Origin of the sequence: Leifsonia araucanica, from assembly GCF_051161895.1 — a bacterium.
In the GTDB taxonomy this organism is placed as follows: Bacteria; Actinomycetota; Actinomycetes; order Actinomycetales; family Microbacteriaceae; genus Leifsonia.
Window position 1 is genome coordinate 2,279,316 of record NZ_JBMBTW010000002.1, and the last position, 23,062, is coordinate 2,302,377.

The window sequence follows — 23,062 nt, forward strand, 5'->3', positions numbered from 1 at the left end:
ACGGGGGCCAGGACAAGCGAAGCCGGGTGGCGCACACTGGATGCGTGGAAGCGAACGAGTTCGGGCGGATGGTGCGCCGCATCCGGGACAGGGTGACGCCGGAAGCCGTCGGCCTGCCGCCCGGCCGTCGCCGCCGCGCCGCCGGCCTGCGGCGCGAGGAACTCGCCGCTCTCGCCGGCATCTCGGCCGACTACCTGACCAGGCTGGAACAAGGGCGGGCGACCTCGCCGTCCGCGCAGATCGTCGCATCGCTCGCGCGGGCCCTCCGCATCTCCGACGCGGAACGCGAACTGCTCTACCGGCTCGCCGGGCACGCGGCCCCCGGCCTGGACGTGGTGCCGACGCGCATCCCGCCCAGCGTGCAGCGGATGCTCGACCGGCTGGCGAACACCCCGGTCGCTGTCTACGACGCCACGATGACGCTCATCCAGGCCAACGCCCCGTTCGACGCGCTGATGGGCGAGACGAGCAGCTGGCGCGGCAACGAACGCAACGCGGTCTGGCGCCACATCGTCGGTCCGGCAGGCCGAGTCCTGCAGTCGCAGGAAGACCACGACGACCTCGTCGCCGGGCTGGTCTCCGACCTGCGCCTCACCGCCTCCCGCTACCCGGCCGACCGCTCCGTCACCCGGTTGGTGGCCGCCCTCACGGCGGCGAGCCCCCAGTTCGTCGAGCTGTGGGAGAACGGCGACCTCGGCCCCCGCAGGCAAGACCCGTCGAAGCGCAAGACGATCGAGCATCCCCTGGTCGGACGCATCACCCTCGACTGCGACACCCTCATCGTCACCACCGACGACCTGCGCATCATGGTCTACACGGCCGAACCCGGCACAGAAGACGCGGAGCGGCTGGCGCTCGCGGTGGTGCTGGGGACGCAGACGCTGGTGGAGTAGGGGCGACAGCCCCGGGATCGTTGCGGTGAGTGGCCGCACGAACCACCGGTCACGCGCAGGTCCACGCGACCACGACGAGCACGCTGAGCACGGCCGTGATCGTCCGGGTCTGCAGCGAAACGGGAGACACCCAGTTGCCGTAGGTCGCGGTGACCGTCACGGTCATCGACCCGGCGACCGCGAGCACGCTGCCGGGGATGCTGGCGCTCGTCGTCGTCACGTTCTGGGTGCCGGAGCCTGCCGTGCCGGAGTAGTCGACACGGTAGCCCGTCGGGGCGACGGCGTTGCCGCCGGTCGGCGGGGCAGCCCACGTGATCGGGATGCTGACCGCGATCAGTCCGGAGGCGGCACCGCACGCGACCGTCGGCACGGCGTTCAGCACTCCGGATGCGGCCGACCCCGTCGCGAAACCGGGCCTCGCCCAGCTCGCGTCGGTTGCGGCGGGACGGGCGACGGGTGCGAGCACCGTCAGCAGGAGGAGGATGACCGTGGTGAGGGTCGCGAGGCGTCTCATCTCGGCCTCGCGTTCCCGCGTCGTGCGCCGGCGGTCCTGCGCCGGGCGACGGCTGCGGCGGCGACGCCGATCGTCACGGCGGCCGCCGCGAGACCGAACGCGAGTCCTGGTGCCTCGCTGCCTGTGCCGGCGAGCGCGGCGGTCGGCCCGCTGGTCTGCACGTCGTCTCCCGCACCCCAGGCGTGGATGCTGAGGTCGGCGCTGCTGCCCGGCCGCCATCCGGGCGGCAGCGTCACGTCGACGGCGAGCCAGCGCTGCTCCGTGGACGGCATGGTGCCGAGCTCGCTCACCCGGCCGGACGACGGCGAGCCGACCACCGAGGCGACCGGCTGCTCGGCGAGGAGCTTGATGGTGCGGCCGGGGCACTCCATCCCGTGCCATCTGACACTGCAGGCGACGACGGACACCCGCAGCCCGTCGGGTGCCGCCAGCATCCCGGACGCGCTCAGGCCGAGCGTGATGGTGGCCGGGTCCGGCGGATCGGCGCGGACGCCGACGGTCCAGCGCACCGGTGCGCCGGGTGTGAGGGCGGCGAACGCGTCGGCGTCGCCGATGGAGGTGAGGGTGATGTACCGGCCGGAGACCGTCGTCTGGGTCGTGTCCGCACGCGCCGGGGCTGGTGCGGCGAGAGCGGCGGTGAGCGCGGCGGCGAGGACGGTTGTCGTCAGCGCGGAGACGATGGATGCGCTGCCGACCGTGGTGCCGGTGCCGCCGCCTTCGCCGCCGCCGCCGCGTTCCTCGCCGTCATCGTCGTCGGCGTCATCGTCGTCATCCGGCCCGCGCGGCCAGAACGCCCAGCCGACGAGCAGGGCCGCCGCGATGGTCACGGCCCCGAGCACGACCGGGTTGGATGCGAACACGATCACCGACGCCGCTCCAGGGACGCTCGCGAGGACCAGCCGCACATGCGAGACGACGTACGGAGCCTGGTCGTCCTCGCGGTTGGCGTCGCCGCGCAGGGTGAGCGCCATTGTGCCGTGCCCCACCGGACGGATCGCCACGATCCTGTGCGTGATCGGCAACTCCCCCGGCCGGTCGACCGTCACCACGTCGCCGACCCGCACCTGTTCGGCCGGAACCTGGCGCACGACCGCGACCGAGCCGGCCGGGATCGTCGGGCTCATCGAGCCGGTCGAGAACATGATGAGGCTGACCTGGAGGAAGACGGAAGCGATCACGGCAAGGATGCACACGACGCCGCCGACCGCGGCAAGCGTCAGAAACACGCTGCCGACGGTGGAGGCGAGGCGGGAACGTCGCAGGCTGTGCATCCGGTGCCCTAGCTCGACGTGGCGGTGAACTGCCAGGTGGCCGTCGCCGTCTTGCCCTGCAGGCTGTTCGGGGCCGAGGCGGGGAGGGTGACCTCGAAGCAGAACCCGGTGGGCGCACCCGGTGCCGCACTGGATGCGGCGGCCAGCGTGTTGGTGACCCCGGTCTCCTGCCCCGCCGTCAGCGGCCTGGTCGTCCCCGCTGCGCCGACGACGAACGCAGGCGTCCCGGTGAACGCCGCCGCAGCGCAGGTGCCCGTCGTGCTGACCACCCGGTAGACCAGGGCGGCGCCGAGCGTCGCAGCATCCGTCCCCCCGACGATCCCGCCGTTCAGCACGAGCGCCCCGGCCACCGAGTTCGCCTTCGTGCGGATCAGCACGGGGAAGTACGACGACACCCCCGGCGCGAACGGCCCGGCGATGCTCACGGTCGGGCCGGGCGAGACATTGTTGTCCGCGTACGCGGCGCCGTTCACACTCGACTGCGTGTCGAACACCGACGAGGTGAACGATCCGGTGGCGAACTCGGTGTCGGTCCAGCTCGCGAGCGTGACAGCAGCCCCGACCCCGAGCACCAGCCCGCCCGCCAGCACCGCCCGCAGCCGGAGCGCCCGAATTCTCCGGCCGCGGGACGTCGACTGTTTCGACATGGTGCGCCTACTGCGACGCCGCCTGGAACTGCCAGGTCGCCGACCCTGTCTGCCCCTGCACGAGCCCCGCCCCCGCTGTCACCTTGAAGCACAGGAACACGGGGGCGCCTGCCGCCCCACCCGTCCCCGCCGCGAGCGGGAAGTTCGGCGTGCCGGGCACGGCGGTGAGAGCCGTGCCAGCTGGGACGAGGTCCGTGCCCGTGGTGGCGGACGCGCATCCGAAGGTCGTCGTCTGCAGCAGCTCGTATGTGAGCTGCGTCACGGTGCCCGTCGTGCCGCCGGCCGACACCGTGACGATCGCGCTGTTCGTGGTCGTCGCGTCGAGCTGGACCGCGAACGGCGCGTATGTGACGGAGCCGGGCGACATGGCCGCGGCGGGAACGGAGAACGTGAGCGGGGCGGCCGCGCCCGCTGTGGCGTGATCGGTGAAGGTCGTCCCGTTCGTGCTGCCCACCAGGTTGAATCGTCCGGCGCTGAACGTCCCCGTCGCGAACTCGGAGTCGTTCCAGGCCGCCAGCGTCACCGCAGCGCCGATGCCCAGCACCAGGCCGCCCGCGAGGATGGCTCTGGTTCTGCGCGACCGCATCCCGCGCCGGCCGCGGGCCGTTCTGCTGCCGCGGTTCGTGCCGCTGTTTCTGGCGCTGCTCGTGCCGCTGTTCGTTTCCGTGTCGGTGTCGGACATGGCTGTCTCCGTTCCCGTTCCCGTTCCCGTTTTCGCTTCGGTCTTTCGTCGCCCGGCGGCTCGCGTCAGGCCCTGCTCCTCCTGCGCCAGATCACCGCCCCGATGCCGGCGAGCATCAGGATCGCCGCGATCAGGCCGAGCTGCACGGCCTGGCCGCTGTCCGAACCGGTCGCCGCGAGCCCGCCCGCGGTGACGGTGGGTGTGGTGGGAGTCACCGGAGCGGTCGGGTCGATGTAGAGGAAGCCCTGCGGCAGGGTCCCCGATCCGCATTCGGCCGACCCGACGACCGTCACATCCACGATTCCGACGCCGGCCGGGCTGACCGCGGTGATGGTGGTGTCGTCGACCACCGTCACGTCGGTCGCCGGATGGGTGCCGAACAGCACGCCCGTCGCCGCTGTTAAGCAGTGTCCGATGATCGTCACGGGCGTCCCGCCGCTCTCCGGACCGGATCCGGGATTCACCGAACCCACGGTGGTGGCGGGGTCGTAGGTGTACGGCTGGGGGGCCGACGGCCCGCCGGCGCCGGTCACGACGACGCCGACAGCGCCGGGCGCGTGTGCCGGAGTGGTCACCGTGATCGTGGTGTCGTTCACCACGGTGAACGCCGTCCCCGCCGTCCCGTCGAACGTGACGCCGGTCGCGCCGGTGAACCCGGTGCCGGTGATCGTCACGACGGTGCCACCCGCCTCCGGGCCATGCGTCGGAGTCAGGCTCGTGATCGCCGGGGCGACCGGGGCCGCATCGAACGTGAACGGGCCAGGGGCGGAGTTGCCGTTGGGCGACTGCACCACCACGTCGGCAGCGCCGGGCGCGTGTGCCGGGGTGGTGACCGTGATGGTCGTGTCATTCACCACCGTGAAACCGGTACCGGCGGTGCCGCCGAAGGTGACACCGGTAGCTCCTGTGAACCCGGTGCCCGTGATCGTCACCACGGTGCCACCCGCTTCCGGACCGTGCGTGGGGGTGAGACTCGTGATCGTCGGAGCGACCGGGGCTGCATCGAACGTGAAGGTCCCAGGAGCAGAGTTACCGTTGGGCGACTGCACCACCACGTCGGTCGCGCCCGGCGCATGCGCCGGAGTCGTCACGGTGATCGTCGTGTCATTCACGACGGTGAACCCGGTCCCCGCCGTCCCACCGAAGGTGACACCCGTCGCCCCAGTGAACCCGGTGCCCGTGATCGTCACGACAGTTCCACCCGCTTCCGGACCGTGCGTGGGGGTGAGACTCGTGATCGTTGGAGCGACCGGGGCTGCATCGAACGTGAAGGTCCCAGGAGCCGAGTTGCCGTTGGGCGACTGCACCACCACGTCGGTCGCGCCCGGCGCATGCGCCGGAGTCGTCACCGTGATCGTCGTGTCATTCACCACCGTGAACCCGGTCCCTGCCGTCCCACCGAAGGTGACACCCGTCGCCCCGGTGAACCCGGTGCCCGTGATCGTCACGACAGTGCCGCCCGCCTCCGGGCCATGCGTCGGCGTCAGGCTCGTGATCGCCGGAGCGACCGGCGCCGCATCGAACGTGAACGTGCCAGGAGCGGAGTCACCATTGGGCGACTGCACCACCACATCGGTCGCGCCCGGCGCATGCGCCGGAGTCGTCACCGTGATCGTCGTGTCATTCACCACCGTGAAGCCAGTCCCCGCCGTGCCACCGAAGGTGACACCGGTTGCGCCGGTGAACCCGGTCCCCGTGATCGTCACCGCCGTGCCACCGGCCTCCGGCCCGTGCGTCGGAGCAACCCCCGTGATCACCGGAGCAGCGGCCGCCGCGAGTGCGTTCGGGCCAACGGACGCGTTGGCGACGTTGAGGACGAGCGCGGCAGCGGCGGGGAGCACGGTGGCCCGCAGGGCCGTCTCCGTGAAGACGCCGGCGGCCGTCGCCTGGTTGTTCGCGGTGAGCGTGAGCACACCGTTCAGCACGGGCTTGAGCGCGGGGATCAACGTGGATGCGACCGGTGCGATCACCGCTGGGCCGATCGCCGTCACGAGCGAGCCGACCGACTGCAGGGGCGTCAGCAGGCTGGAGAGCACGGCACCGACACCGATCGGGATGCCGACGACTGTGATGCCGCTGGTGGAGTTGCCGAGGAGGTTGCCGATCGTGTCGTCGACGGTGATGACGTTGCCGACGATCGGCAGCGACGACGCGACGTGGACGTGCAGACCGTCGATCGTCGTCGTCAGCGTGTCTGTGACCTTCGTGAGCAGCGAGCCGACCACGCCGGTGATGCGGTTCCCCAGTTCGGTGATCACCGCATCCGTGAGCAGGTCCGTGTTGGCCGGCAGGCCTTCGAGGGCCGTGATGGCGCCGAGGTCGACGCTCACCGTTCCCGTGCTGAGGTCGAGCGTCACGCCCGGGTAGGCCGGATCCGTGATCGGCCCAGTGAGCAGCGGAGCGACGGCGGTCTGCAGGTTGGACGAGTCCACCGTCGCGGTCGTGGTGAGGACGCCGCCGACGTTGAGCAGGCCGAGCGCGGTCGCGAGCGTGCCGCCCGATCCGGCGAGGCCGTTGACCGCGTTCTGCACGGGGACGATCTGCGCGTTGATGGCGGATGCGAGCCCGGCGACGGTGTTGCTCTGGAACGTGAGCCCGACCCCGGCGAGCGAGTAGCCTCCCGTCGCCGCTGCCGGAGCAGCCTGCGCGGCGCGTGCCGCCGTGACCCCGGCCGTCAGGTCGAGGTTGGCGAGCTCGTTCAGCGTGGCGGTCGGCAGCCCGAGGGACGACACGGCCTGACCGAGGTTGAGGTGCAGTGGTCCTGGCGCGACGCCGGGGGCCGGTGTGATGCCGGTGCCGATGTCGCCGTTCGCCGCGGTGAGGCCGGATGCGCCGACCGACGAACCGTTGCCGAGAGCCGACGCGTACTGCGAGACGACGCCCACCTGCCCGAGATCGATGGGCAGCTGGATGCCGCCGGGGGCCGTGAGGTTCACGGCGCCGAGGACGCCGACATCCAGGTTGTTCGCGTTGGTGGTGTCTGTGCCGGTGCTGGCCGCCGTCTCCCCTCCGAGAGACGCGATCAGAGCCGCATCCAGGCCGAGGAGCGAACCGCTCAGATACTGCCCTGTCGCGTGGGACGTGTCGCCAGGCGCCGCGTCGGCGGGTACGGCAGCCAACCCGACGGCGGCCAGAGCGATGGCCGTTCCGAACGCGGCGAGGCGGAAGAGACCTGGATGTTCACCTCCCCTGCCTGCGTGGAAGGACGGACGACGAACGAGACCATCGAGCATGTGCACAACCCCCAGAGATGCGTGTGGGTCGATACTCACTCGGAGCTACCGGTCGCCGTATCGTCCGAACCGGGTGAGATTGGCTACAGCAGGCCCACCCTGCGCGCGTTCTCGACGGCGGACGCGCGGTCGGTCGCGCCGAGCTTCTGGTAGATCGAGCGAAGGTGCGTCTTGACGGTGTTCGGGCTGACCGTGTGCTTGCGGGCGATGTCCGACACGCTCTGGTGAAGGGGAAGCTCGCGCAGCAGGTCGCGTTCCCTCGGGGTGAGGAGCGCGGGGTCGACGGTGCCGACGCGGCGGGCATCCGGGACCAGCCGACGGTATGCATCCACCACGGCCTCCGCGAAGCGCCCACTCGCCCCGAACGCGCCCTGGCGCTGTTCGACGAGGCGCGCCGCGGCTCCGCCGCCCGCGAGGAAAGGACGGATGCACCGCATCCGCTCACCCAGTTCGAGCGCGCCCTGGAGCCGCGCCTCGACCTGCTCCTCTCTGCCGGCCTCGGCAGCCCAGGTCGCGAGCAGGATCCACCCGAACACGAGGTTGCTGCCGTGCCAGGCGTGCGGACGGTCGAGCAGCGCTCCCTCCAGAGCGAGCTCCTCCGCGTCCTGCAGCGCGGTGCCGCCGTGAATCTGCGCCGTGGCCAACCGTGTCTCGAACGCCGAAGGGCCGAGAGATCGGGAGAGCAGGCCGACCGCGTCTCGCGCCGTCATCCTCCCCCGGTAGCGGAGGGTGAGGTCGATGTAGCGGAACGACCCGACGGCGAGGGTGCGGGGGTGCTTGACGATCGCGGACTCCAGCATCCGTTCCATCCGCTCGTACAGCGGTCGCGCATCGGGCTCGCTGTCCAGCTCGAACAGCACCCGGAGCACCCGCGGCGGCACGGAGAGCCCCGGGTCGAGGTTCCGCCACTCGGTCTGGATGATGTCCATCAGCCGCTCCGCGCTGTACGGCTCACACGCCTGGTACGCGGCCGCTGCGACAGCGAACTGGCTGTGCGCCGTGACGATGTCGGTCGGCGTCGCGTCGTCGGTCGACTGCTCCGCGATCTGCAACTCCAGCGACACCTGGAGTTGCCAGGCCCCCGCTCTGGCGGCGGCGTTCACCCCGATATCGAGGAGCATGGTCGCCAGCCACGGCCGGCTCGATTCGTGCGCGTCGTCCGCCGCTCGCACGGCGATGCGGACAGCCGAGTCGCTTTCCCCCAGCCAGAGAGCGCAGATCGCCCTGGCGGCTTCGGCGAACAGCAGCGCATCCAGCATGTTGGCCGGCGTCGATGCGTCGGACGGCGCTGCCGCCGCGGCGGCGACGGCAGCGTCCAGGTCGCTCAGAGCCCGCCGCGCCTGTTCGTCGTCGCGTGCGCGCATGGCGACGAGCGCCCGGAAAGCGAGTCTCGCAGCGGCGGACATGGACGACAGGCCCTCCTGCGCGAGGTGGATGAAGTGGTCGACGCGCACGGAGTCGAGCAGATGCGGGGCGCACAGCAGGGCGGAGAGCAGAGCGGTGAGCCCGGTGATGACGCCGCGGCTCTCCAGGAAGGTGAGCGCTCCGTGCACCACCGCCACATCGCCGGAGAAGATGAGGCCGAGCCCGTGCGTCTGCAGGACGTACTGGACCAGCTCGGTCGATTCGGAGGAGACCGCGTGCTCCACGGCCGCGCGATAGTCCCCGCGCGCGACCAGCCATTCGGCCGCGCTCACGTGCAGGCGACCAGGACGTCCGGCGTCCCTTCTGCGGAGCGCGTGCGCGAGATGCTGCCGGAAGGTCTCGTCGAAGGCGTACGGCGCATCCTCGTCGGTTGAAGGCCGTCGCCCGAGCAGTGTCGTGGAGGTGCAGAGCCATTCGAGGGTGGACCCGATGTCGGCTGATCCGGTGAGGTGCGCCGCGATCGGGATGCTCACCTCGTCCAGTACAGACAGGGCGACAATGTTGTCGGCGACCCGAGGAGGGAGGATCCCGAGGAGCGCCTCGACCAGGTGCTCCGCCGCGAGCCCCGGGTCGTGGATGAGGCGCTCCACCACGGCGTGAGGGTCTGTGGATGCGGCGGCGACCTGGGCGAACAGCGCCAGCGTGAACGGCTGCCCCTGCGTGTGGCCGACCAGATCGGCGAGGTCGGCGGGCTCCAGCCGGATCCCCGAGAGACGCACGAGCTCGTCCGCCTCCCTCGGGCTGAACGCGAGACCCCACTGCCCGACCTCGACGGCGGTCCAGCCGCGCAGCTGGCGCGTCACGGCGACAGGCTGGCTGCGCCCGCTGGACACGAGGAACTGTCCGGGAAGGAGGGACCGGCAGAGCGTCTCGAACGTTTCGCGGTCGGCGTGCGACTCGATCAGGTGCACGTCGTCGATCGCCACGACGAACGCGTCCGTCAGGTCCTCGCGCGTTGTCCCTGTGACGCGCACGAACGCGCGAGCCGTGGCCGATTCGAGCGAGCGATGCTCGGCGACGACCTCGGCCATGCCGACGCGCACGACGGGCGCTCGCCGTGCGGGGTCCGAGCACCACTGATCGAGCAGGGTGGTCTTGCCCCAGCCCGCCTGCGCGGTTATCGTGACCACCGACCGGCCGTCCTCCTCCGCACCATCGAGGAGCCGGCGGAGTCTGCGGCGATCCACGACCGCCGTCCGCAGCGAACCGACGTCGAACTCGTGACCGACCGCACCACCCCGCATTGTCCAACCCCCTTGAACAACCTGTGCTGACGATAACCTCCGGCCCGCTCTCCCGCCTCACCCGGATCGGGTGAGACCGACGATGTGCATCGGCGCGCGCGGCCATCTTCTCAGCAGGCTTATGATCGCACAGCGGACGGCGCAGAGACAGACCCTACTATTGGCAGACGCGACAGACCGACGAGGAAGCACCGATGGACGAGCAGACCGTGACCGCCGACGATCAGCGGCCGGAGAACTGGCCGATCGGCCGCCTGCTCGCCGTCGCATCCCGGGCGGTCGAGCGGAGCTGGGCGCAGGCGCTCGAACAGCGCGGACTGACCCATGCCGGGCTGATCGTGCTGCACTTCCTCGATGCGGGCATCACCTCCCAGGCCGAGCTGGCGCGGCTGGCCAGGGTGGAGGCGCAGACGATGTCGCGTACCATCGACCGGCTCGAACGCGAGGGGCTGGTCGCGCGCTCGCCGTACCCCGGCGACCGGCGCAGGCACGTGCTCAGCATCACCGCGGCCGGGCGGGAGGCGTTCGCGGGGGCGAGGAACCTGGAACGGGATGTGTTCCCGGCCGTCGACGACCCTGAGGCGTTGCGTGCGGCGTTGCTGCAGATCGTTGCGGCGGTGGGGGTGCGGGGCTGAGGCACGTTTCATCCGGTTCTCCGGGGCCGAACGGAGTTTCCGCTAGGCCGACAACAGGATGAGCGCGGTGGCTGTCGCGACGAGCAGCACGACTCCGACGGCGATCGGCCAGAGCGTGGCGCGGGGTGCGTCGCGGACGGGGTCTCTCCAGTTCGAGCCGAGCGGGTTGTGGTCCAGGCCAGGGGTGGGCGGGCGCTGGCGGTCGTCGAAGCGGTCGTCGAAGCGGTCGTCGTCCACGGTGTGCTCTACTCCGTCGGGGTTCCGGGCGGCGAGGCGCCGCATCCCCCGATGGACGCCCACCCCGCTGAAGCGCCCCCGCCTACGCCGCCCCCTCGGGCACCTTCACGACCAAACTCCGCGGGTCGATCCAGGTCTTGATCGCGGAGGCCTTGCCGAACAGGTCGCCGTCGAGTTCGACGTCTTCCGGGCTGCTGAGGCGCAGCACGAACTCGCTGCCCTTCAGGTAGTTGAGCGCCCTGACCTCCCTGGAGAGGCCCATCAGGCGTCGGCCCGCGGAAGTGCGACGCAGCACCCCGTTCTCCCAGAACACCTTCCAGACGATCTGCACCCAGCCGATGAACCCTTCCGGGCGGAGGACCACGATGTCGAACTCGCCGTCGTCGACCGCCGCATCCGGGAGCAGCAGGATGTTCGCGGGGAGCGACCCGCAGTTGCCGATCATCACGGTGTGCGCGCGTACCGAGTGCACCCGCCCGCCGTCGAGCTGGTAGCGGAGGCGCAGCTGGTTCTTGTCTCGGAGCACGGTGCCGATCGCCTTCACGTATGCCAGCCAGCCCGCCTTGGCCTTGAGGTCGTCGTCGGTTGCCGCCAGCATCTTCGCATCGATGCCGAGCCCGGCCATCACCAGGTATGCGCGCCTGCTCACCGAACCGTCCGCATCCCGGATGTCGGCCACGCCCACGTCGATCGGCCGGTCTTCGCCGCCGAACGCCGTCTGGAGCGCGTTCTCCACGTCGTCGAGGGTGAGGTTCAGGTTGCGGGCGAGCAGGTTGCCGGTGCCGGACGGCAGCAGCGCGAGCGGGGTGCCGGTACCGCGCAGCTCCTCGGCCACGGTCCGGACGGTGCCGTCGCCTCCGGCCGCGATCACCACATCCACGCCGCGTTCGAGCGCCTGCTTGGTCTGACCGGTGCCGGGGTCGTCCTCGGTGGTCTCCAGCCAGAGCGTCTCAGCCCAGCCGTGCTCGGCCTCCGCAGCGGCGACGGCCTCCTTGATCGCCGACAGGTCGACCTTGATCGGGTTCACGACGATGGCTGCGGTCTTCACGGAGTCCTCCTCTTGCGGGTGCGACGGCGAAAGCACGGGTCACGCCGCGACACTACTGGGAGGACGCCCCCGGCGTAACCGGGGCACGGCACATCCGCAGCCCCGCGGCATGGAAAGCTGGGGGGATGCACGTTCTCGACAACCCCGCCTGGCACGCACTCACCGGGGCGCACCGCTCGTTCGCCGTCGGGACGGAGGACGCCAAGCGTTACCGTCCGGACATGTCTCCGTTCGCGGCCGTCGCCGACCCGGACGGCCCTCTGGATGCGCTGACCGAACTGGTGGGCCTCTCGGGCGGCGGAGACTCCGCGCTCGGCGTGTTCGGCGCATCCACGGGGCCGGACGGCTGGGAGACGCTCGGCGCGTACGACTGCTGGCAGCTCGTCTACGAGCACGAGACGATGCCGCAGGTGCGGCAGCTCGGCGACGACGCGCGGCTGGTGGCGCTGGGCGACGACGACGTACCGGATGCGCTCGACCTGGTCGACCGGACCAGGCCGGGGCCGTTCCTCCCGCGCACGATCGAGTTCGGCGGGTACCGCGGCATCCGGGTGGGCGACCGGCTCGCGGCGATGGCCGGACAGCGGATGCGGCCGGACGGCTGGTGCGAGGTCAGCGCGGTCTGCGCAGACCCCGAGTTCCGTGGGAGGGGCTTCGCGGCGACCGTGATGGTCGAGGTGATGCGCGGGATCGTCGCCCGCGGAGAGCGGCCGTTCCTGCACGTCGAGGCGACCAACGAGCGCGCGCTCGGTGTGTACGAAGCGCTCGGGTTCACCCGGCGGCGGAGGGCGAACATCCTGGTGTGCCAGCCGCTTTGAGTGCAGCGCGCGGACGGTAGCCGGCTACTTTTCCTGGTTCTTGTCCTTGCCCTTTCCCGGGCCGTTTCCTGGGCCGTTACCTTTGCCCTTGCCCGGGTTTCCCTTCTCTTTCTGGCTCGGCGCAGGGGCCGGCGCTGGAGCCGGCGCAGGATCGGTGGTCGTGACGGGCGCGACGGTCGGCGCCACGCTCGGCGACGCGGGCGTGGAGGTCGTCGGCGACGGCGTCGACGGAACGCTCGACGGGTTGGTACCGGACGGCGCGAACAGCACGCCCAGCCCGATCGCGCCGGCGACCAGCACGACGAGCGCGCCGGCGACCAGCGCGACCAGGAGCCCGCGCCGACGCTTCGCGGGAGGGGCGACGACGGCCGTGGGCGCATCTGCGGCGCCCGCCCCAACCGGTCCGGCGTGCGGCACCGGCGGCGCCATCGCGACGGTGGGCTCCATCTGGTCCGTCGCACCCGTGGCGCCTGCAGCACCCGCGGCACCCGCGGCACCCGCCGACGGCATCACCGCGGTCGGCATCTCGTCGTCCGGCTCACCCGACGCATCCCATCCCGCCAGTTGCGGGGCCAGCTCGCGCGCCATCACCGCGATCTCCATCGCCGTGGGTCGCAGCGCCTGGCTGCGCGCCGTCATGGCGGCGAGCATCCCGCGCCAGTCGTCCGGCAGCGTACTCGGGATGCGCGGATCGTACGCCGCGCGCGCGCTCACCGACTCGACGGGCGAACCGGGGTAGCTGCGGCGGCCGGTGAGCGCTTCGAGCAGCACCAGCCCGAGCGCGTAGACGTCCGTGGACGCATCCGGCTCAGCTCCGGCGACCTGCTCCGGGCTCAGGTACGCGGCCGTCCCGATGACCGTGCCGTCGGTGGTGAGGCGTTCGGCCCCGAGCAGGTGGGCGATGCCGAAGTCGGCGAGCTTGGCGTGCAGACGGCCGCCGGGGACAGTGGATGCGGGCAGAAGGATGTTCGCCGGCTTGAGGTCGCGGTGCACCATCCCCGCGTCGTGCACGACCACCAGGCCTTCCGCGATCTCGGCAGCCAGTTCCGCGGCCTCGACGCCGGTCAGCGGGCCGTCGTCGAGACGCATGCGCAGGTCGGTTCCCTCCACGAGTTCCATCACGAGGAAGCTGGGGGTGTCGTCGTCCACGCCGGCGAGGTGGGCGTCGTGCAGCGTCACCAGATTGGGATGGCTGAGGCGCGCGAGCATCGTCGCCTCCGCGCGACGGCGGGCGTCGTCGACGGCCGTGCCGGACGCGAACAGCTTGACAGCGACGAACCGGCCCAGCTGACGGTCGAGGGCGCGGTACACCGTCGCCATCCCGCCGCGGCCGAGAGCCTCGCGCAGTTCGTAGCGTTCCAGAAGCACACGATCGTTCACTGCCCGAGCATACCCGCGTTATGCAACCCCATCCTGTCCGTGAATCAGCCGAAAGTGTGGCCGCACTCCCTTGCCAGATCGCCGAACCTGGGTTGAGTGAATAGTGTGAGCGACGAGACCGAAGTGCCCGACCAGCCGGAGACGGGTGTTCTGGAAGCGCTGCAGGTCTACCGGGCGGCGGAGGCGGCGATGCGCAGACGCACGGGCGCCGCAATGGGGATCGGGGACAGCGACCTCCTGGCGCTCCGGTACATCCTCGACCGCCGCGCCCTCGGGCAGGTGACCGCCTCCAAAGACGTCAGCGCCTACCTCGGCATCTCCAGCGCATCCACCACCGCCTTGATCGACAGGCTCGCCAAGGGCGGTTTCGTCGAGCGCAGGCCGAGCACCGTGGACAAGCGCTCCATCGAGATCGTGCCGACCGCCGCTGCACTGGGAGACACCGGCCCGATGCTGGAGGCCGCGCAGACCCAGATCGAGGCGGCCACGGCCGAACTGAGCCCGGAGGAAGCGGCCACCATCACGCGGTTCCTCACCAAGATGCGCGAGACCGTCGACCGCATCGCGACGAAACCACGGCGTTCCGGGCCGGCCGCGAGGTCGTAAGCCCTGCCGTGGCCGCGCGCGAGTAAAGCAGGATTTTCCGCCATGTCAAGGGGATTGCTAGGCAACTGAACTAGTAGTTCAGTGGTGTGGTCAAGGAAAGGACAACTCTGCCATGAACATCCTGCTCATCGTGATCGCCATCATCGCGATCATCCTTCTGCTTACCGGCGGTTTCGTGCAGTCCCTGAACTTCCTGCTCTGGGTCGGAATCGTGCTGCTCGTGATCGCGGTGATCGTCTGGCTTGTTCGGATGCTCACCGGAAGCCGACGAGTCTGACAGGACGGGTAAGACCATGAGTCTCGGAACCGGAATCGTCCTGTTCGTCATCGGCGCCATCCTGGCGTTCGCTCTGAACCTGCAGGTCGCCTGGATCGACCTCCACCTGGTCGGGTACATCCTGATGGCCGCCGGTCTGATCGGCATCATCATCGGCATCGTGCTGCTCACCCGCCGTCGCCAGTCTGTCGCCACCACGCGCAGCGCTGTCGACCCTGCGTCGGGCGAGCGCGTCACGCGCCGGACCAGCGAGAGCGACGACCCCATCGTCTGACCCGCCCCACACGCACCACACAGTCCGAACCCCTTCACGCCGGAGCTCTCGCGCCGGGTGGAGGGGTTCGGCTTTTCTGCGTCTCCGTGCCTGCGTCTACATCGTGTCGAGGATGGACGTGAGGTGCTCGAAGGTCGTGGTCGGGTTGACGATCGCGAACCGCGTGTTCGGCCGACCGTCGTGCGAGCTGGGCGTGACGAACGCCCGCTGCTCGTCCAGCAGCCTCGTCGACCAGCGCGCGTAGTCGTCGCGGGTCCAGCCCTCCCGCTCGAACACGACGACGGACAGCTGCGGCTCCCGCACCAGCCGGAACCCGTCGCGCGACTCGATCTCGCGCGCGATCCGCTGCGCCAGCTGCAGGGAGGCCGTCACCGCCTCCCGGTATGCCGCTGCGCCGTACGTGGCGAGCGAGAACCACAGCGGAAGGCCCCGCGCACGCCTGGTGAGGTGCGCCGCATAGTCCGACGGGCTCCACTCCGAGGTGTCGGTGAGCGTGTCGAGGTACTCGGCGTGCTGCGTGTGCGCCCTGCGCCCGGCCTCCGGATCCCGGTACAGCAGCGCGCAGGCGTCGAACGGCGCGAACAGCCACTTGTGCGGGTCGACGATCGCGGAGTCCGCGCGCTCCACCCCGGCGAACCGGTACTTGGCCTCCGGTGACAGCATCCCGGCCAGCCCGTACGCGCCGTCGACGTGCAGCCAGAAGTCGTATTCGTCCTTGAGCGCCGCAATGGATGCGAGGTCGTCCACGATGCCGAAGTTGGTCGACCCGGCCGTGGCGACCACCGCGAACACGGACGCGCCGTGCTCGTCCAGCGCCTCGCGCACGGCGTCGCCGGTGAGCATCCCGGAGTCGTCGGGGCGGACGGGCACGACCTCCACATCCATCACCCGCGCCGCCGACGCGATGGAGGAGTGCGCCTCTGCACTGCAAACGATCTTCCAGCGGCCGTGGCCGAGCTGGGCTCCGCGCTCGGCCTTGGCGTGCTCGCGGGCGGCGACGAGTGCCGACAGGTTGCCGAGCGTGCCGCCCTGCACGAACACGCCGCCGGCGGTGGCGGGCAGCCCGAATTCGGCGGCCAGCCAGGCGAGCACCTGGTTCTCGGCGAAGACGGCGCCGGACCCTTCCAGCCACGAGCCGCCGTAGACGGCGCTGGCGGAGACGACGAGGTCGAACGCGGTGGCCGCCTTGGTGGGCGCGGTCGGGATGAACGACAGATACTGCGGGTGGTCCGTGGTGATGCACGCCGGCGCGAGCACGTGCTCGAACAGCGCGAGCGCCCGCTCGGCCCCGATGCCGCCCTCCACCACCGTCTGCCCGGCCAGCCGGTTCAGCTCGAACTCGGACAGCGGCTTGTCGAGCGGGGTGTCCGTGCTCAGGATGCGCCGCCGCGAGTACTCGAGCACGAGGTCGACGAGGCTCCTGGTCTCGTCCGACACGGCGTGCATCCTGGTCGGGGTGCCGGTCTGCGTGGCGGTCGGGGTGCCGGTCCGGCTGTCGTCGGGTTTGCGTGTATCCATGTTTTCCTCTCGGGCCCAGAGCAGACTCTCACAACGCTTCGGCACTCGTTCGCCGTCCGGCGCAACGATCGGGCGCATCCCGCGCACTGCACGCAACACTTCGCCGCGCCCTGTGCGGTTGACTGGTCGGATGCACGACCACGCCCTCTTCCTGAACGGTACCGTCGGCGTCGGCAAGACCGCCACAGCGGACGCCATCAGCCGCATCCTGATCCAGCGCGGCATCGCGCACGCGATCATCGACCTGGATGCACTCCGCGCCGCCTGGCCTTCACCGGAGGGCGACCCGTTCAACAACGCGCTGGAACTGGCCAACCTGCGCGCCGTCGCCGCGAACCACCGCGCGGCCGGCGCGCGCATCCTGGTGCTGGCCGGGGTGATCGAGGACCCGGACGCCGTTCCCCTCTACCGCGACGCCGTCGGCGGCATCCCGCTCACGGTCGTGCGGCTCACCGTCGATCCGGCGGTCGGCGAGGCCAGGCTGCGCGCCAGGCACGGCGATGACCACGACGCCCTTGCCTGGCACCTGCACCGCCACGGCGAGCTGGATGCGGTGCTCGACGCCGCCCGCATCCCGGGCCCCACGGTCGACACGACGGGCAGGTCGCCGCACGAGGTGGCCGGGGCCGTGCTCGCGAGTTACCAGTAACTGCGCCGCATCCCGGGCGTTTCGCGACAGATAGCGGCATCTCGCTGCGCGGCCCAGCCGATAAGGTGAGCGCATGACGCACGTCCCCCTGCCCCAGCAGCCGCTGCCGCCCCAACCGCTCGTCTCGATCGGCAACGTGCACGCCACCCACGACTGGGTGGTCACGCCCGGCGGCACCTGGCCCACCGCCGACGTGAACGTCTCCACTAGCGACCAGACCGCCGTCACCACGCACACGCCGGCGTGGGCGATCGTGCTGGTGGTCGTCTTCATCTGGTTCTTCCTGCTCAGCCTGCTCTTCCTGCTCGCCCGCGAGCGCAAGGTCAGCGGCTACATCTCCGTCACCATCTCGTGCAACGGCCAGTGGTACACCGAGCAGGTTCCCGTCGCGGACGAGTTCCAGCGCGCCGACGTGCTCAACCGGGTCGCCTACCTGCAGTCGCTGATCGGACAGGCCAGGTACGCGCGCCAGTTCCGCCAGGGCTGACCCGTGCGGTAGCGTCGAGCGGTGCACACCCCGGAGGCAGACATCGCGAGCGACGCCGAGCTGGTCGCCCGGCTCGTGGATACGCAGCATCCCGACCTCGCCGGACCGCTCACGCTGGTGTCCGACGGCTGGGACAACCTGATCTACCGGCTGGGCAGCGAGTATGCGGTGCGCATCCCGCGCCGGGAGGTCGCCGCGCACCTGATCGAGCACGAGCAGCAGGTGCTGCCGGCGTTCGCCGCGCGCGTCGACGTGCCCATCCCCGCTCCGGTGCGGGTCGGGGCGCCGTCTGAGCTGTTCCCGTTCGCGTGGAGCATCGTGCGGTGGGTGGACGGGATCGATGGGGCGGACGTGACGGCGGAGGAACGCGCATCCATCGCCCTGCCGCTGGCTGCGTTCGTCGCGGCGTTGCACGAGCCGGCGACGGGCGATATCCCGGCCAACCCGGTGCGCGGCGTGCCGCTGGCGACCAGGGATGCGGCGGTGCAGGAGCGCCTGCGGCACCTGTCGGAGCGGAGAGAAGTCGCCGGTCTCGCCGAGGCGTGGCGGGATGCGCTCGACGCACCCACCTGGGACGGCCCACCGATCTGGCTGCACGGAGACCTGCATCCCGGCAACCTGCTGCTGACGCCGGACCGCTCCGGCCTCGCGGCCGTGGTCGACTTCGGCGACGTCACCGCCGGCGACCCGGCGACCGACCTCGCGACGGCGTGGCTCACGTTCGATCCGGATGCGCGGGCCCTGTTCCGCGACGAGCTCACCCGCCGCTCCCCCGCCGCCCTGCCGGCGCTGGCCGACGACGCCACCTGGCGCCGCGCCCGCGGCTGGGCGGTCGTCATGGGCTCCGCCCTCGCCGCCAACTCCGACAACAACCCCCGTATGGCCTCCATCGCCACCCACGCGCTCGCTCAGTTCCCCTGACCCCGGCCAGGGCCCCCAAAGAATCGAGTCCGAAGTTATTCACGCGACACGCCGGGTGGAGGCGTGCACAACTTCGGACTCGATTTTGTGGGGCCGGGCGGGGCGGGACAGCGGGTCAGTGGGTGCGGTCGAGGGCGGCCCGGATGCGCGGGGCGGCGACGACGCCGATGGCGCGTCCGGCGGCCGCTGCGGCTGGTCGGGTCGCGGGGTCGAGCGGGTTGACGCCGAAGGCGGCGGCCGAGGCGTCGTCGGCGTAGACGACGAACACGGGTGCAGGGTCGAGCGACGCCAGCTCGCCGGGCGGGATCTGGCCGAGGCCGGGCGCGCCCTCGATGGTCGGTGCGACGACGAGCACCCAGTCCGAGCTGGCGGCGAGGTCGGCGTTCGCCAGCGAGCGCGTCCCGCCGTCCATGTAGCGACGGTCGCCGATGGTCACCGGCGGCCAGACGCCCGGCACGGCACAGCTGGCGGCGACCGCCTCAGCGAGCGGCACCCCCGCGTCGGCGTCGAAGACGCGGAACTGGCCGCTCTCCGCATCCACTGCCGTGATCAGCAGGCGTCGCTCCGGCCACTCGCCGGACGGCAGCCGCCCCTCGATCGACACCATGCGCTCCGCCTCGGTGACCGTCTGCGCGTCGCGCGCGAGCCGTCCGATCGCGAGCAGAGTGTCCGACGGGGATGCGCCGGGTGACGCCGCCGCGGTGAACAGTTCCATCAGCGCGGTGAGGTCGACGCGGGGGTCGAACTCGGCCGTTTCGTCGGAGAGCTGCGCGGCGTAGAGCTCCTCCAGTCCGACGCCGCTGGCGAGCTGCGCCGCCACCGCGGAGCCGGCGGAGGTCCCGATGAACGTGACCTCCGGTGCGAGGAGATGTTCGGCGAGCTGCGGATCAGCGTCGGCGATCCCGGCGATCACGCCGATCTCCCACGCGATACCCGCGACACCGCCACCAGCGAAGACGATCGAACCGTTGGTCATGGGCACACGCTACTCCCCGCAGGGACGACGATGGCCGCAGGGACGACGATGGCCGCAGGGACGACGATGGCCGCAGAGACGACGATGGCCGCAGAGACGACGATGGCCGCACCGGATGCATCCGGTGCGGCCATGTTCGTGTGTTGCTGTCGCGCTACGCCTGCGCTGCCGCCTGGGCCAGGTCGGTGATGAGCTGGTCGCCGGGGATCGCGGGCACGAAGTCGGCCTCGATCTCTGCACGGCCGAGCAGTTCGGTCATGCGACGCTGACGCTGACGCGGGATGAGCGTGACGACGGTGCCCTGCTTGCCGGCGCGGCCGGTGCGGCCGGAGCGGTGCAGGTACGTCTTGTACTCGTCGGGCGCGTCGGCCTGGATGACCAGGTCGATGTCGTCCACGTGGATGCCGCGGGCGGCGACGTCGGTGGCGACCAGCACGTTGACCCGGCCGCTGGTCAGCTGACCGAGGTTGCGGGTGCGGCGCGACTGGTTGAGGTCGCCGTGCAGGCTGACGGCCGGGATGCCGGCGTCGTCGAGCTGGTCGGCGAGCATCTCGGCGAACGCGCGGGTGCGGGCGAAGACCAGGGTCTTGCCGTCGCGGTCGGCGAGCTGCTCGATGATCGCTGCCTTGTCGCGGTGCTCGATCACGAGCACGCGGTGGTCGATCGTGGAGGAGGCCTGGTCTTCACCGGCCACCTCGTGCACGGTCGGGTTCACCAGGAACTCGTCGACGAGCTGGGCGACACCCTTGTCGAGGGTGGCCGAGAACAGCAGCTTCTGGCCGCCCTCCGACGTCTCGCGCAGGATGCGCTGCACCGGCTCCAGGAAGCCGAGGTCGCACATGTGGTCCGCCTCGTCCAGGACGGTGATGACGACCTCGCTGAGGTCGAGACGACCCTGCTCGATGAGGTCCTCGATGCGGCCGGGGGTGCCGATCACGATGTCGACGCCGCGCTGCAGCGCACCGACCTGACGAGCCTGCGGAACGCCGCCGTAGATCTGGGTGGTGAACAGGCCGACGCTGCGGGCGATCGGCTGCACGGTGCGGTCGATCTGCAGGGCCAGCTCGCGGGTCGGGGCCAGGATGAGGGCGCGCGGTTTGCGGCCCATCTGACGCTTGCCGCCGGACTTGCCGGACTCGGCCCAGAGCGACATCAGTCGCTCGACCATCGGGGCGCCGAAGGCGATCGTCTTGCCGGAGCCCGTGCGGCCGCGGCCGAGCACGTCCTTGCCGGCGAGCACATCCGGAGTGGTGGCCGCCTGGATCGGGAACGGACGGTCCGCACCGAGCTCAGCGAGCGCGCGCACGATGTTGCCGCCGAGACCGAGGTCGGCGAAGGTCACGCCGTCGACGTCCTCCGCCTGGATGGCGTCGGCCTCGAGGCGCTCGAGCACGACGTCGTCGTTGGACGTGAACGCGGGCTTCTCGTCGCGCGACGGGTAGAACGAGGACGAGCTGTCACGGCGCGGGGCGCGGTCGGCGTCGAAGTCGCGGCGCGGGGCGCGGTCGCCGTCGAACGAACGACGGGGACGGTCGTTGTCGAAGGAACGACGCGGACGGTCGGTGTCGGAATCGCGACGCGGGCCACGGTCGCCGTCGAAGGAGCGGCGCGGGGCGCTGTCCTTGTCGAAGTCGCGGCGGGGCGCGCGGTCACCGTCGAAGGAACGACGGGGACGGTCGTTGTCGAAGTCACGACGCGGAGCGCGGTCACCATCGAACGAGCGGCGCGGACGGTCGTTGTCGAAGTCACGACGCGGGCCACGGTCACCATCGAACGAGCGGCGCGGGGCGCTGTCCTTGTCGAAGTCGCGACGGGGAGCGCGGTCCTTGTCGAAATCGCGACGGGGAGCGCGGTCCTTGTCGAAATCGCGGCGGGGAGCGCGATCGTTGTCGAACGAACGACGGGGACGGTCGTTGTCGAAATCACGACGCGGGGCACGGTCGCCATCGAACGAACGACGCGGACGGTCGTTGTCGAAGTCACGACGCGGAGCGCGGTCACCGTCGAACGAACGACGCGGACGGTCGTTGTCGAAGTCACGACGCGGAGCGCGGTCACCGTCGAACGAACGACGAGGACGGTCGTTGTCGAAGTCGCGGCGGGGAGCGCGGTCGTCACGGCCGCGCGAGCGGTCGCCGTCCGGCTGCCAGGTGCGGCGTGCGTCCTTGCCGCGGGGCTCCCAGTTGGGGCGCTCCTTGCGGGCTCCGGTCGAGCCTGCGCCGTCACGGCCGCCGTCACGCGCTCCGTCACGACCGCCATCGCGGCTGCCGTATGTGGCGCGGCCTCGGGCGGCGCGGTCCTCCTCGGACCAGCGGGCCTTCTTCGGGCCGCCCTCTTCCGCGCGGTATCCGCGGTGGTTGGGGCTGCGGCTGCCTGCCTTGGGCGCACCCTTGCGGGCGCCGCCGGCGCTGTTGTTTCCGTGCTTCTTGAATCCGGGCATGGATGTCTTCCTGGGTTGTTCTCGTTATGCATGACGAAGCGCGCGGATCATTTCCGCGCTTCAAGGAGAACCCGGGCAGTCTTTGGCCGGGGCCGTTCACATACAGTGATCATTCGCCTGCCGAACGGCAGCGAAACCGGCCCACCTGACTTACAAACCCATCCGCACGAACGTGCGGTGTCAAGAGCCGACTTATCTACGATACAGGAACAAGCCTGAGCGTGGGCGGTGACTTTCGCCACCGCCCACATCCCGAGCCTGTCAGGTGCGGATCAGACCCGCTTGCTCGCCTTCACGGCGGCGAAGTACTCGTTCGCCGGCTTGAGGAAGATGAGCACGGTGGCGATGACACCGACGACCACGCGGGCCGCGCCGAGACCGAAGCCGCCGAGGATGCCGAACAGCGACAGCACGGTGACGATGAGCAGCACGATGCGTGCCCAGTTCGCACCGCGACGCATGAAGAACGCGAACAGCACGTACGCGGCGATGTAGAGGATGCCGAACACGACGGCGAAGGTCACGGACACGCCGACGGTCGCGTTCAGCGTCGCGTCGGAGATCTGCTGACCCTGGTTGGCGAGCTGCTTCTGTACGTCGTCCTTCAGCGACCCGACGGTCGCCAGCGAGACGATGAGCGCGATCAGGCTCAGCGCTGCGCCGACGATGTAGAGCCAGAAGGCGATGTTCACCTGCTGCGGCGGGGCGACGGGCGCTCCGCCTCCGGCCGGTGACGAGGATGCTGGGTAGCTTGCCGGTGGAGTGCGATCACTCATGTTGTTCTCCTAGAACGTCGATCGAGCACAAAATTGCCGGGCTGCAAAGACCGGCGCCGCACACGGTAGCCCTTCCCGCGCTGGTGAGCAATAGTCGGTTACGGCGCGTCG

At 70.7% G+C, this 23,062-nt stretch carries 23 protein-coding genes; 9 read left to right on the forward strand and 14 right to left on the reverse strand.

Annotated features, from left to right (window positions below):
* Positions 1-44 precede the first annotated feature (44 nt).
* Positions 45-893 (forward strand): helix-turn-helix transcriptional regulator, encoded by an 849-nt coding sequence (locus ACN6M5_RS10920; protein WP_434949729.1) that lies wholly within the window; start codon positions 45-47, stop codon positions 891-893.
* A gap of 49 nt (positions 894-942) precedes the next feature.
* On the opposite strand, the gene ACN6M5_RS10925 is transcribed toward ACN6M5_RS10920, so the two are convergent.
* The 6 genes from ACN6M5_RS10925 to ACN6M5_RS10950 form a co-directional block, all read right to left on the reverse strand.
* The gene (locus tag ACN6M5_RS10925) at positions 943-1,407 is read right to left on the reverse strand and encodes a hypothetical protein (RefSeq protein WP_434949731.1); all 465 of its coding nucleotides are present in this window, start codon (positions 1,405-1,407) and stop codon (positions 943-945) included.
* A complete protein-coding gene (locus ACN6M5_RS10930; RefSeq protein ID WP_434949733.1) occupies positions 1,404-2,678 on the reverse strand; it encodes a signal peptidase I in 1,275 nt (424 codons plus the stop codon). Before ACN6M5_RS10930 ends, ACN6M5_RS10925 begins: the two co-directional genes overlap by 4 nt.
* Before the next feature lie 8 nt (positions 2,679-2,686).
* The gene (locus ACN6M5_RS10935) at positions 2,687-3,325 is read right to left on the reverse strand and encodes a SipW-dependent-type signal peptide-containing protein (protein WP_434949735.1); all 639 of its coding nucleotides are present in this window, start codon (positions 3,323-3,325) and stop codon (positions 2,687-2,689) included.
* Positions 3,326-3,332: 7 nt separating this feature from the next.
* Positions 3,333-4,007 (reverse strand): SipW-dependent-type signal peptide-containing protein, encoded by a 675-nt coding sequence (locus ACN6M5_RS10940; RefSeq protein ID WP_434949737.1) that lies wholly within the window; start codon positions 4,005-4,007, stop codon positions 3,333-3,335.
* A gap of 65 nt (positions 4,008-4,072) precedes the next feature.
* A complete protein-coding gene (locus ACN6M5_RS10945; RefSeq protein WP_434949739.1) occupies positions 4,073-7,240 on the reverse strand; it encodes an IPT/TIG domain-containing protein in 3,168 nt (1,055 codons plus the stop codon).
* Between the two features lie 83 nt (positions 7,241-7,323).
* Positions 7,324-9,909, reverse strand: coding sequence for a LuxR C-terminal-related transcriptional regulator (locus ACN6M5_RS10950; RefSeq protein ID WP_434949741.1), 2,586 nt, complete (start codon positions 9,907-9,909; stop codon positions 7,324-7,326).
* 194 nt (positions 9,910-10,103) lie between these two features.
* Here ACN6M5_RS10950 and ACN6M5_RS10955 point away from each other — a divergent pair, with 194 nt between their 5' ends.
* Positions 10,104-10,544, forward strand: coding sequence for a MarR family winged helix-turn-helix transcriptional regulator (locus ACN6M5_RS10955; RefSeq protein WP_434949742.1), 441 nt, complete (start codon positions 10,104-10,106; stop codon positions 10,542-10,544).
* 42 nt (positions 10,545-10,586) lie between these two features.
* Here ACN6M5_RS10955 and ACN6M5_RS10960 read toward each other — a convergent pair whose 3' ends face one another.
* Positions 10,587-10,781: a hypothetical protein gene (locus ACN6M5_RS10960; RefSeq protein WP_434949744.1), complete on the reverse strand. Its 195-nt coding sequence runs from the start codon at positions 10,779-10,781 to the stop codon at positions 10,587-10,589.
* 82 nt (positions 10,782-10,863) lie between these two features.
* Positions 10,864-11,829 (reverse strand): diacylglycerol/lipid kinase family protein, encoded by a 966-nt coding sequence (locus tag ACN6M5_RS10965; protein WP_434949745.1) that lies wholly within the window; start codon positions 11,827-11,829, stop codon positions 10,864-10,866.
* Between the two features lie 125 nt (positions 11,830-11,954).
* Between ACN6M5_RS10965 and ACN6M5_RS10970 the strand changes: the two genes are divergently transcribed.
* On the forward strand, positions 11,955-12,647 hold the full coding sequence (locus tag ACN6M5_RS10970; RefSeq protein WP_434949746.1) for a GNAT family N-acetyltransferase: 693 nt from the start codon (positions 11,955-11,957) through the stop codon (positions 12,645-12,647).
* Positions 12,648-12,671: 24 nt separating this feature from the next.
* On the opposite strand, the gene ACN6M5_RS10975 is transcribed toward ACN6M5_RS10970, so the two are convergent.
* Positions 12,672-14,027, reverse strand: a complete 1,356-nt coding sequence (locus tag ACN6M5_RS10975) for a serine/threonine-protein kinase (RefSeq protein ID WP_434949747.1) — start codon at positions 14,025-14,027, stop codon at positions 12,672-12,674.
* A gap of 105 nt (positions 14,028-14,132) precedes the next feature.
* Here ACN6M5_RS10975 and ACN6M5_RS10980 point away from each other — a divergent pair, with 105 nt between their 5' ends.
* The 3 genes from ACN6M5_RS10980 (at position 14,133) to ACN6M5_RS10990 (ending at position 15,184) form a co-directional block, all read left to right on the forward strand.
* Positions 14,133-14,633 carry a MarR family winged helix-turn-helix transcriptional regulator gene (locus tag ACN6M5_RS10980; RefSeq protein WP_143465973.1) on the forward strand — a complete coding sequence of 167 codons (501 nt, stop codon included), beginning with the start codon at positions 14,133-14,135 and terminating at the stop codon, positions 14,631-14,633.
* Between the two features lie 112 nt (positions 14,634-14,745).
* Positions 14,746-14,910, forward strand: coding sequence for a hypothetical protein (locus tag ACN6M5_RS10985; RefSeq protein WP_168690344.1), 165 nt, complete (start codon positions 14,746-14,748; stop codon positions 14,908-14,910).
* A 16-nt stretch (positions 14,911-14,926) separates the two neighbouring features.
* Entirely contained in the window at positions 14,927-15,184 is a 258-nt protein-coding gene (locus tag ACN6M5_RS10990; RefSeq protein ID WP_085370523.1) for a DUF6458 family protein, read from the forward strand.
* Between the two features lie 96 nt (positions 15,185-15,280).
* Here the strand turns inward: ACN6M5_RS10990 and ACN6M5_RS10995 are convergent, their stop codons facing one another.
* Complete coding sequence (locus ACN6M5_RS10995) at positions 15,281-16,630, reverse strand: pyridoxal phosphate-dependent decarboxylase family protein (RefSeq protein WP_434952379.1); 1,350 nt, start codon at positions 16,628-16,630, stop codon at positions 15,281-15,283.
* Positions 16,631-16,832: 202 nt separating this feature from the next.
* On the opposite strand from ACN6M5_RS10995, the gene ACN6M5_RS11000 reads away from it, so the two are divergent.
* The 3 genes from ACN6M5_RS11000 (at position 16,833) to ACN6M5_RS11010 (ending at position 18,759) form a co-directional block, all read left to right on the forward strand.
* Positions 16,833-17,351, forward strand: coding sequence for a hypothetical protein (locus tag ACN6M5_RS11000; protein ID WP_434949748.1), 519 nt, complete (start codon positions 16,833-16,835; stop codon positions 17,349-17,351).
* Positions 17,352-17,424: 73 nt separating this feature from the next.
* The gene (locus ACN6M5_RS11005) at positions 17,425-17,838 is read left to right on the forward strand and encodes a hypothetical protein (protein ID WP_434949749.1); all 414 of its coding nucleotides are present in this window, start codon (positions 17,425-17,427) and stop codon (positions 17,836-17,838) included.
* A gap of 21 nt (positions 17,839-17,859) precedes the next feature.
* Positions 17,860-18,759, forward strand: coding sequence for an aminoglycoside phosphotransferase family protein (locus ACN6M5_RS11010; protein ID WP_434949750.1), 900 nt, complete (start codon positions 17,860-17,862; stop codon positions 18,757-18,759).
* Between the two features lie 115 nt (positions 18,760-18,874).
* Here ACN6M5_RS11010 and ACN6M5_RS11015 read toward each other — a convergent pair whose 3' ends face one another.
* From ACN6M5_RS11015 to ACN6M5_RS11030, 4 genes are all read right to left on the reverse strand, one after another.
* The gene (locus ACN6M5_RS11015; RefSeq protein ID WP_434949752.1) at positions 18,875-19,735 is read right to left on the reverse strand and encodes a patatin-like phospholipase family protein; all 861 of its coding nucleotides are present in this window, start codon (positions 19,733-19,735) and stop codon (positions 18,875-18,877) included.
* Entirely contained in the window at positions 19,732-19,869 is a 138-nt protein-coding gene (locus tag ACN6M5_RS11020; protein ID WP_434949754.1) for a hypothetical protein, read from the reverse strand. Before ACN6M5_RS11020 ends, ACN6M5_RS11015 begins: the two co-directional genes overlap by 4 nt.
* A 20-nt stretch (positions 19,870-19,889) precedes the next feature.
* Complete coding sequence (locus ACN6M5_RS11025; protein ID WP_434949756.1) at positions 19,890-22,175, reverse strand: DEAD/DEAH box helicase; 2,286 nt, start codon at positions 22,173-22,175, stop codon at positions 19,890-19,892.
* Positions 22,176-22,447: 272 nt separating this feature from the next.
* Entirely contained in the window at positions 22,448-22,951 is a 504-nt protein-coding gene (locus tag ACN6M5_RS11030) for a hypothetical protein (RefSeq protein WP_434949758.1), read from the reverse strand.
* Between the last annotated feature and the right edge of the window lie 111 nt (positions 22,952-23,062).

What these genes read in the sequence shown, in the direction of transcription:
- ACN6M5_RS10925 (WP_434949731.1), bottom strand. Translation starts at nt 1,407, where the DNA reads ATGAGACGCCTCGCGACCCTCACCACGGTCATCCTCCTCCTGCTGACG.
- ACN6M5_RS10930 (WP_434949733.1), bottom strand. Translation starts at nt 2,678, where the DNA reads ATGCACAGCCTGCGACGTTCCCGCCTCGCCTCCACCGTCGGCAGCGTG.
- ACN6M5_RS10935 (WP_434949735.1), bottom strand. Translation starts at nt 3,325, where the DNA reads ATGTCGAAACAGTCGACGTCCCGCGGCCGGAGAATTCGGGCGCTCCGG.
- ACN6M5_RS10940 (WP_434949737.1), bottom strand. Translation starts at nt 4,007, where the DNA reads ATGTCCGACACCGACACGGAAACGAACAGCGGCACGAGCAGCGCCAGA.
- ACN6M5_RS10945 (WP_434949739.1), bottom strand. Translation starts at nt 7,240, where the DNA reads ATGCTCGATGGTCTCGTTCGTCGTCCGTCCTTCCACGCAGGCAGGGGA.
- ACN6M5_RS10950 (WP_434949741.1), bottom strand. Translation starts at nt 9,909, where the DNA reads ATGCGGGGTGGTGCGGTCGGTCACGAGTTCGACGTCGGTTCGCTGCGG.
- ACN6M5_RS10955 (WP_434949742.1), top strand. Translation starts at nt 10,104, where the DNA reads ATGGACGAGCAGACCGTGACCGCCGACGATCAGCGGCCGGAGAACTGG.
- ACN6M5_RS10970 (WP_434949746.1), top strand. Translation starts at nt 11,955, where the DNA reads ATGCACGTTCTCGACAACCCCGCCTGGCACGCACTCACCGGGGCGCAC.
- ACN6M5_RS10985 (WP_168690344.1), top strand. Translation starts at nt 14,746, where the DNA reads ATGAACATCCTGCTCATCGTGATCGCCATCATCGCGATCATCCTTCTG.
- ACN6M5_RS10990 (WP_085370523.1), top strand. Translation starts at nt 14,927, where the DNA reads ATGAGTCTCGGAACCGGAATCGTCCTGTTCGTCATCGGCGCCATCCTG.
- ACN6M5_RS10995 (WP_434952379.1), bottom strand. Translation starts at nt 16,630, where the DNA reads ATGCACGCCGTGTCGGACGAGACCAGGAGCCTCGTCGACCTCGTGCTC.
- ACN6M5_RS11000 (WP_434949748.1), top strand. Translation starts at nt 16,833, where the DNA reads ATGCACGACCACGCCCTCTTCCTGAACGGTACCGTCGGCGTCGGCAAG.
- ACN6M5_RS11005 (WP_434949749.1), top strand. Translation starts at nt 17,425, where the DNA reads ATGACGCACGTCCCCCTGCCCCAGCAGCCGCTGCCGCCCCAACCGCTC.
- ACN6M5_RS11015 (WP_434949752.1), bottom strand. Translation starts at nt 19,735, where the DNA reads ATGACCAACGGTTCGATCGTCTTCGCTGGTGGCGGTGTCGCGGGTATC.
- ACN6M5_RS11020 (WP_434949754.1), bottom strand. Translation starts at nt 19,869, where the DNA reads ATGGCCGCACCGGATGCATCCGGTGCGGCCATCGTCGTCTCTGCGGCC.
- ACN6M5_RS11025 (WP_434949756.1), bottom strand. Translation starts at nt 22,175, where the DNA reads ATGCCCGGATTCAAGAAGCACGGAAACAACAGCGCCGGCGGCGCCCGC.
- ACN6M5_RS11030 (WP_434949758.1), bottom strand. Translation starts at nt 22,951, where the DNA reads ATGAGTGATCGCACTCCACCGGCAAGCTACCCAGCATCCTCGTCACCG.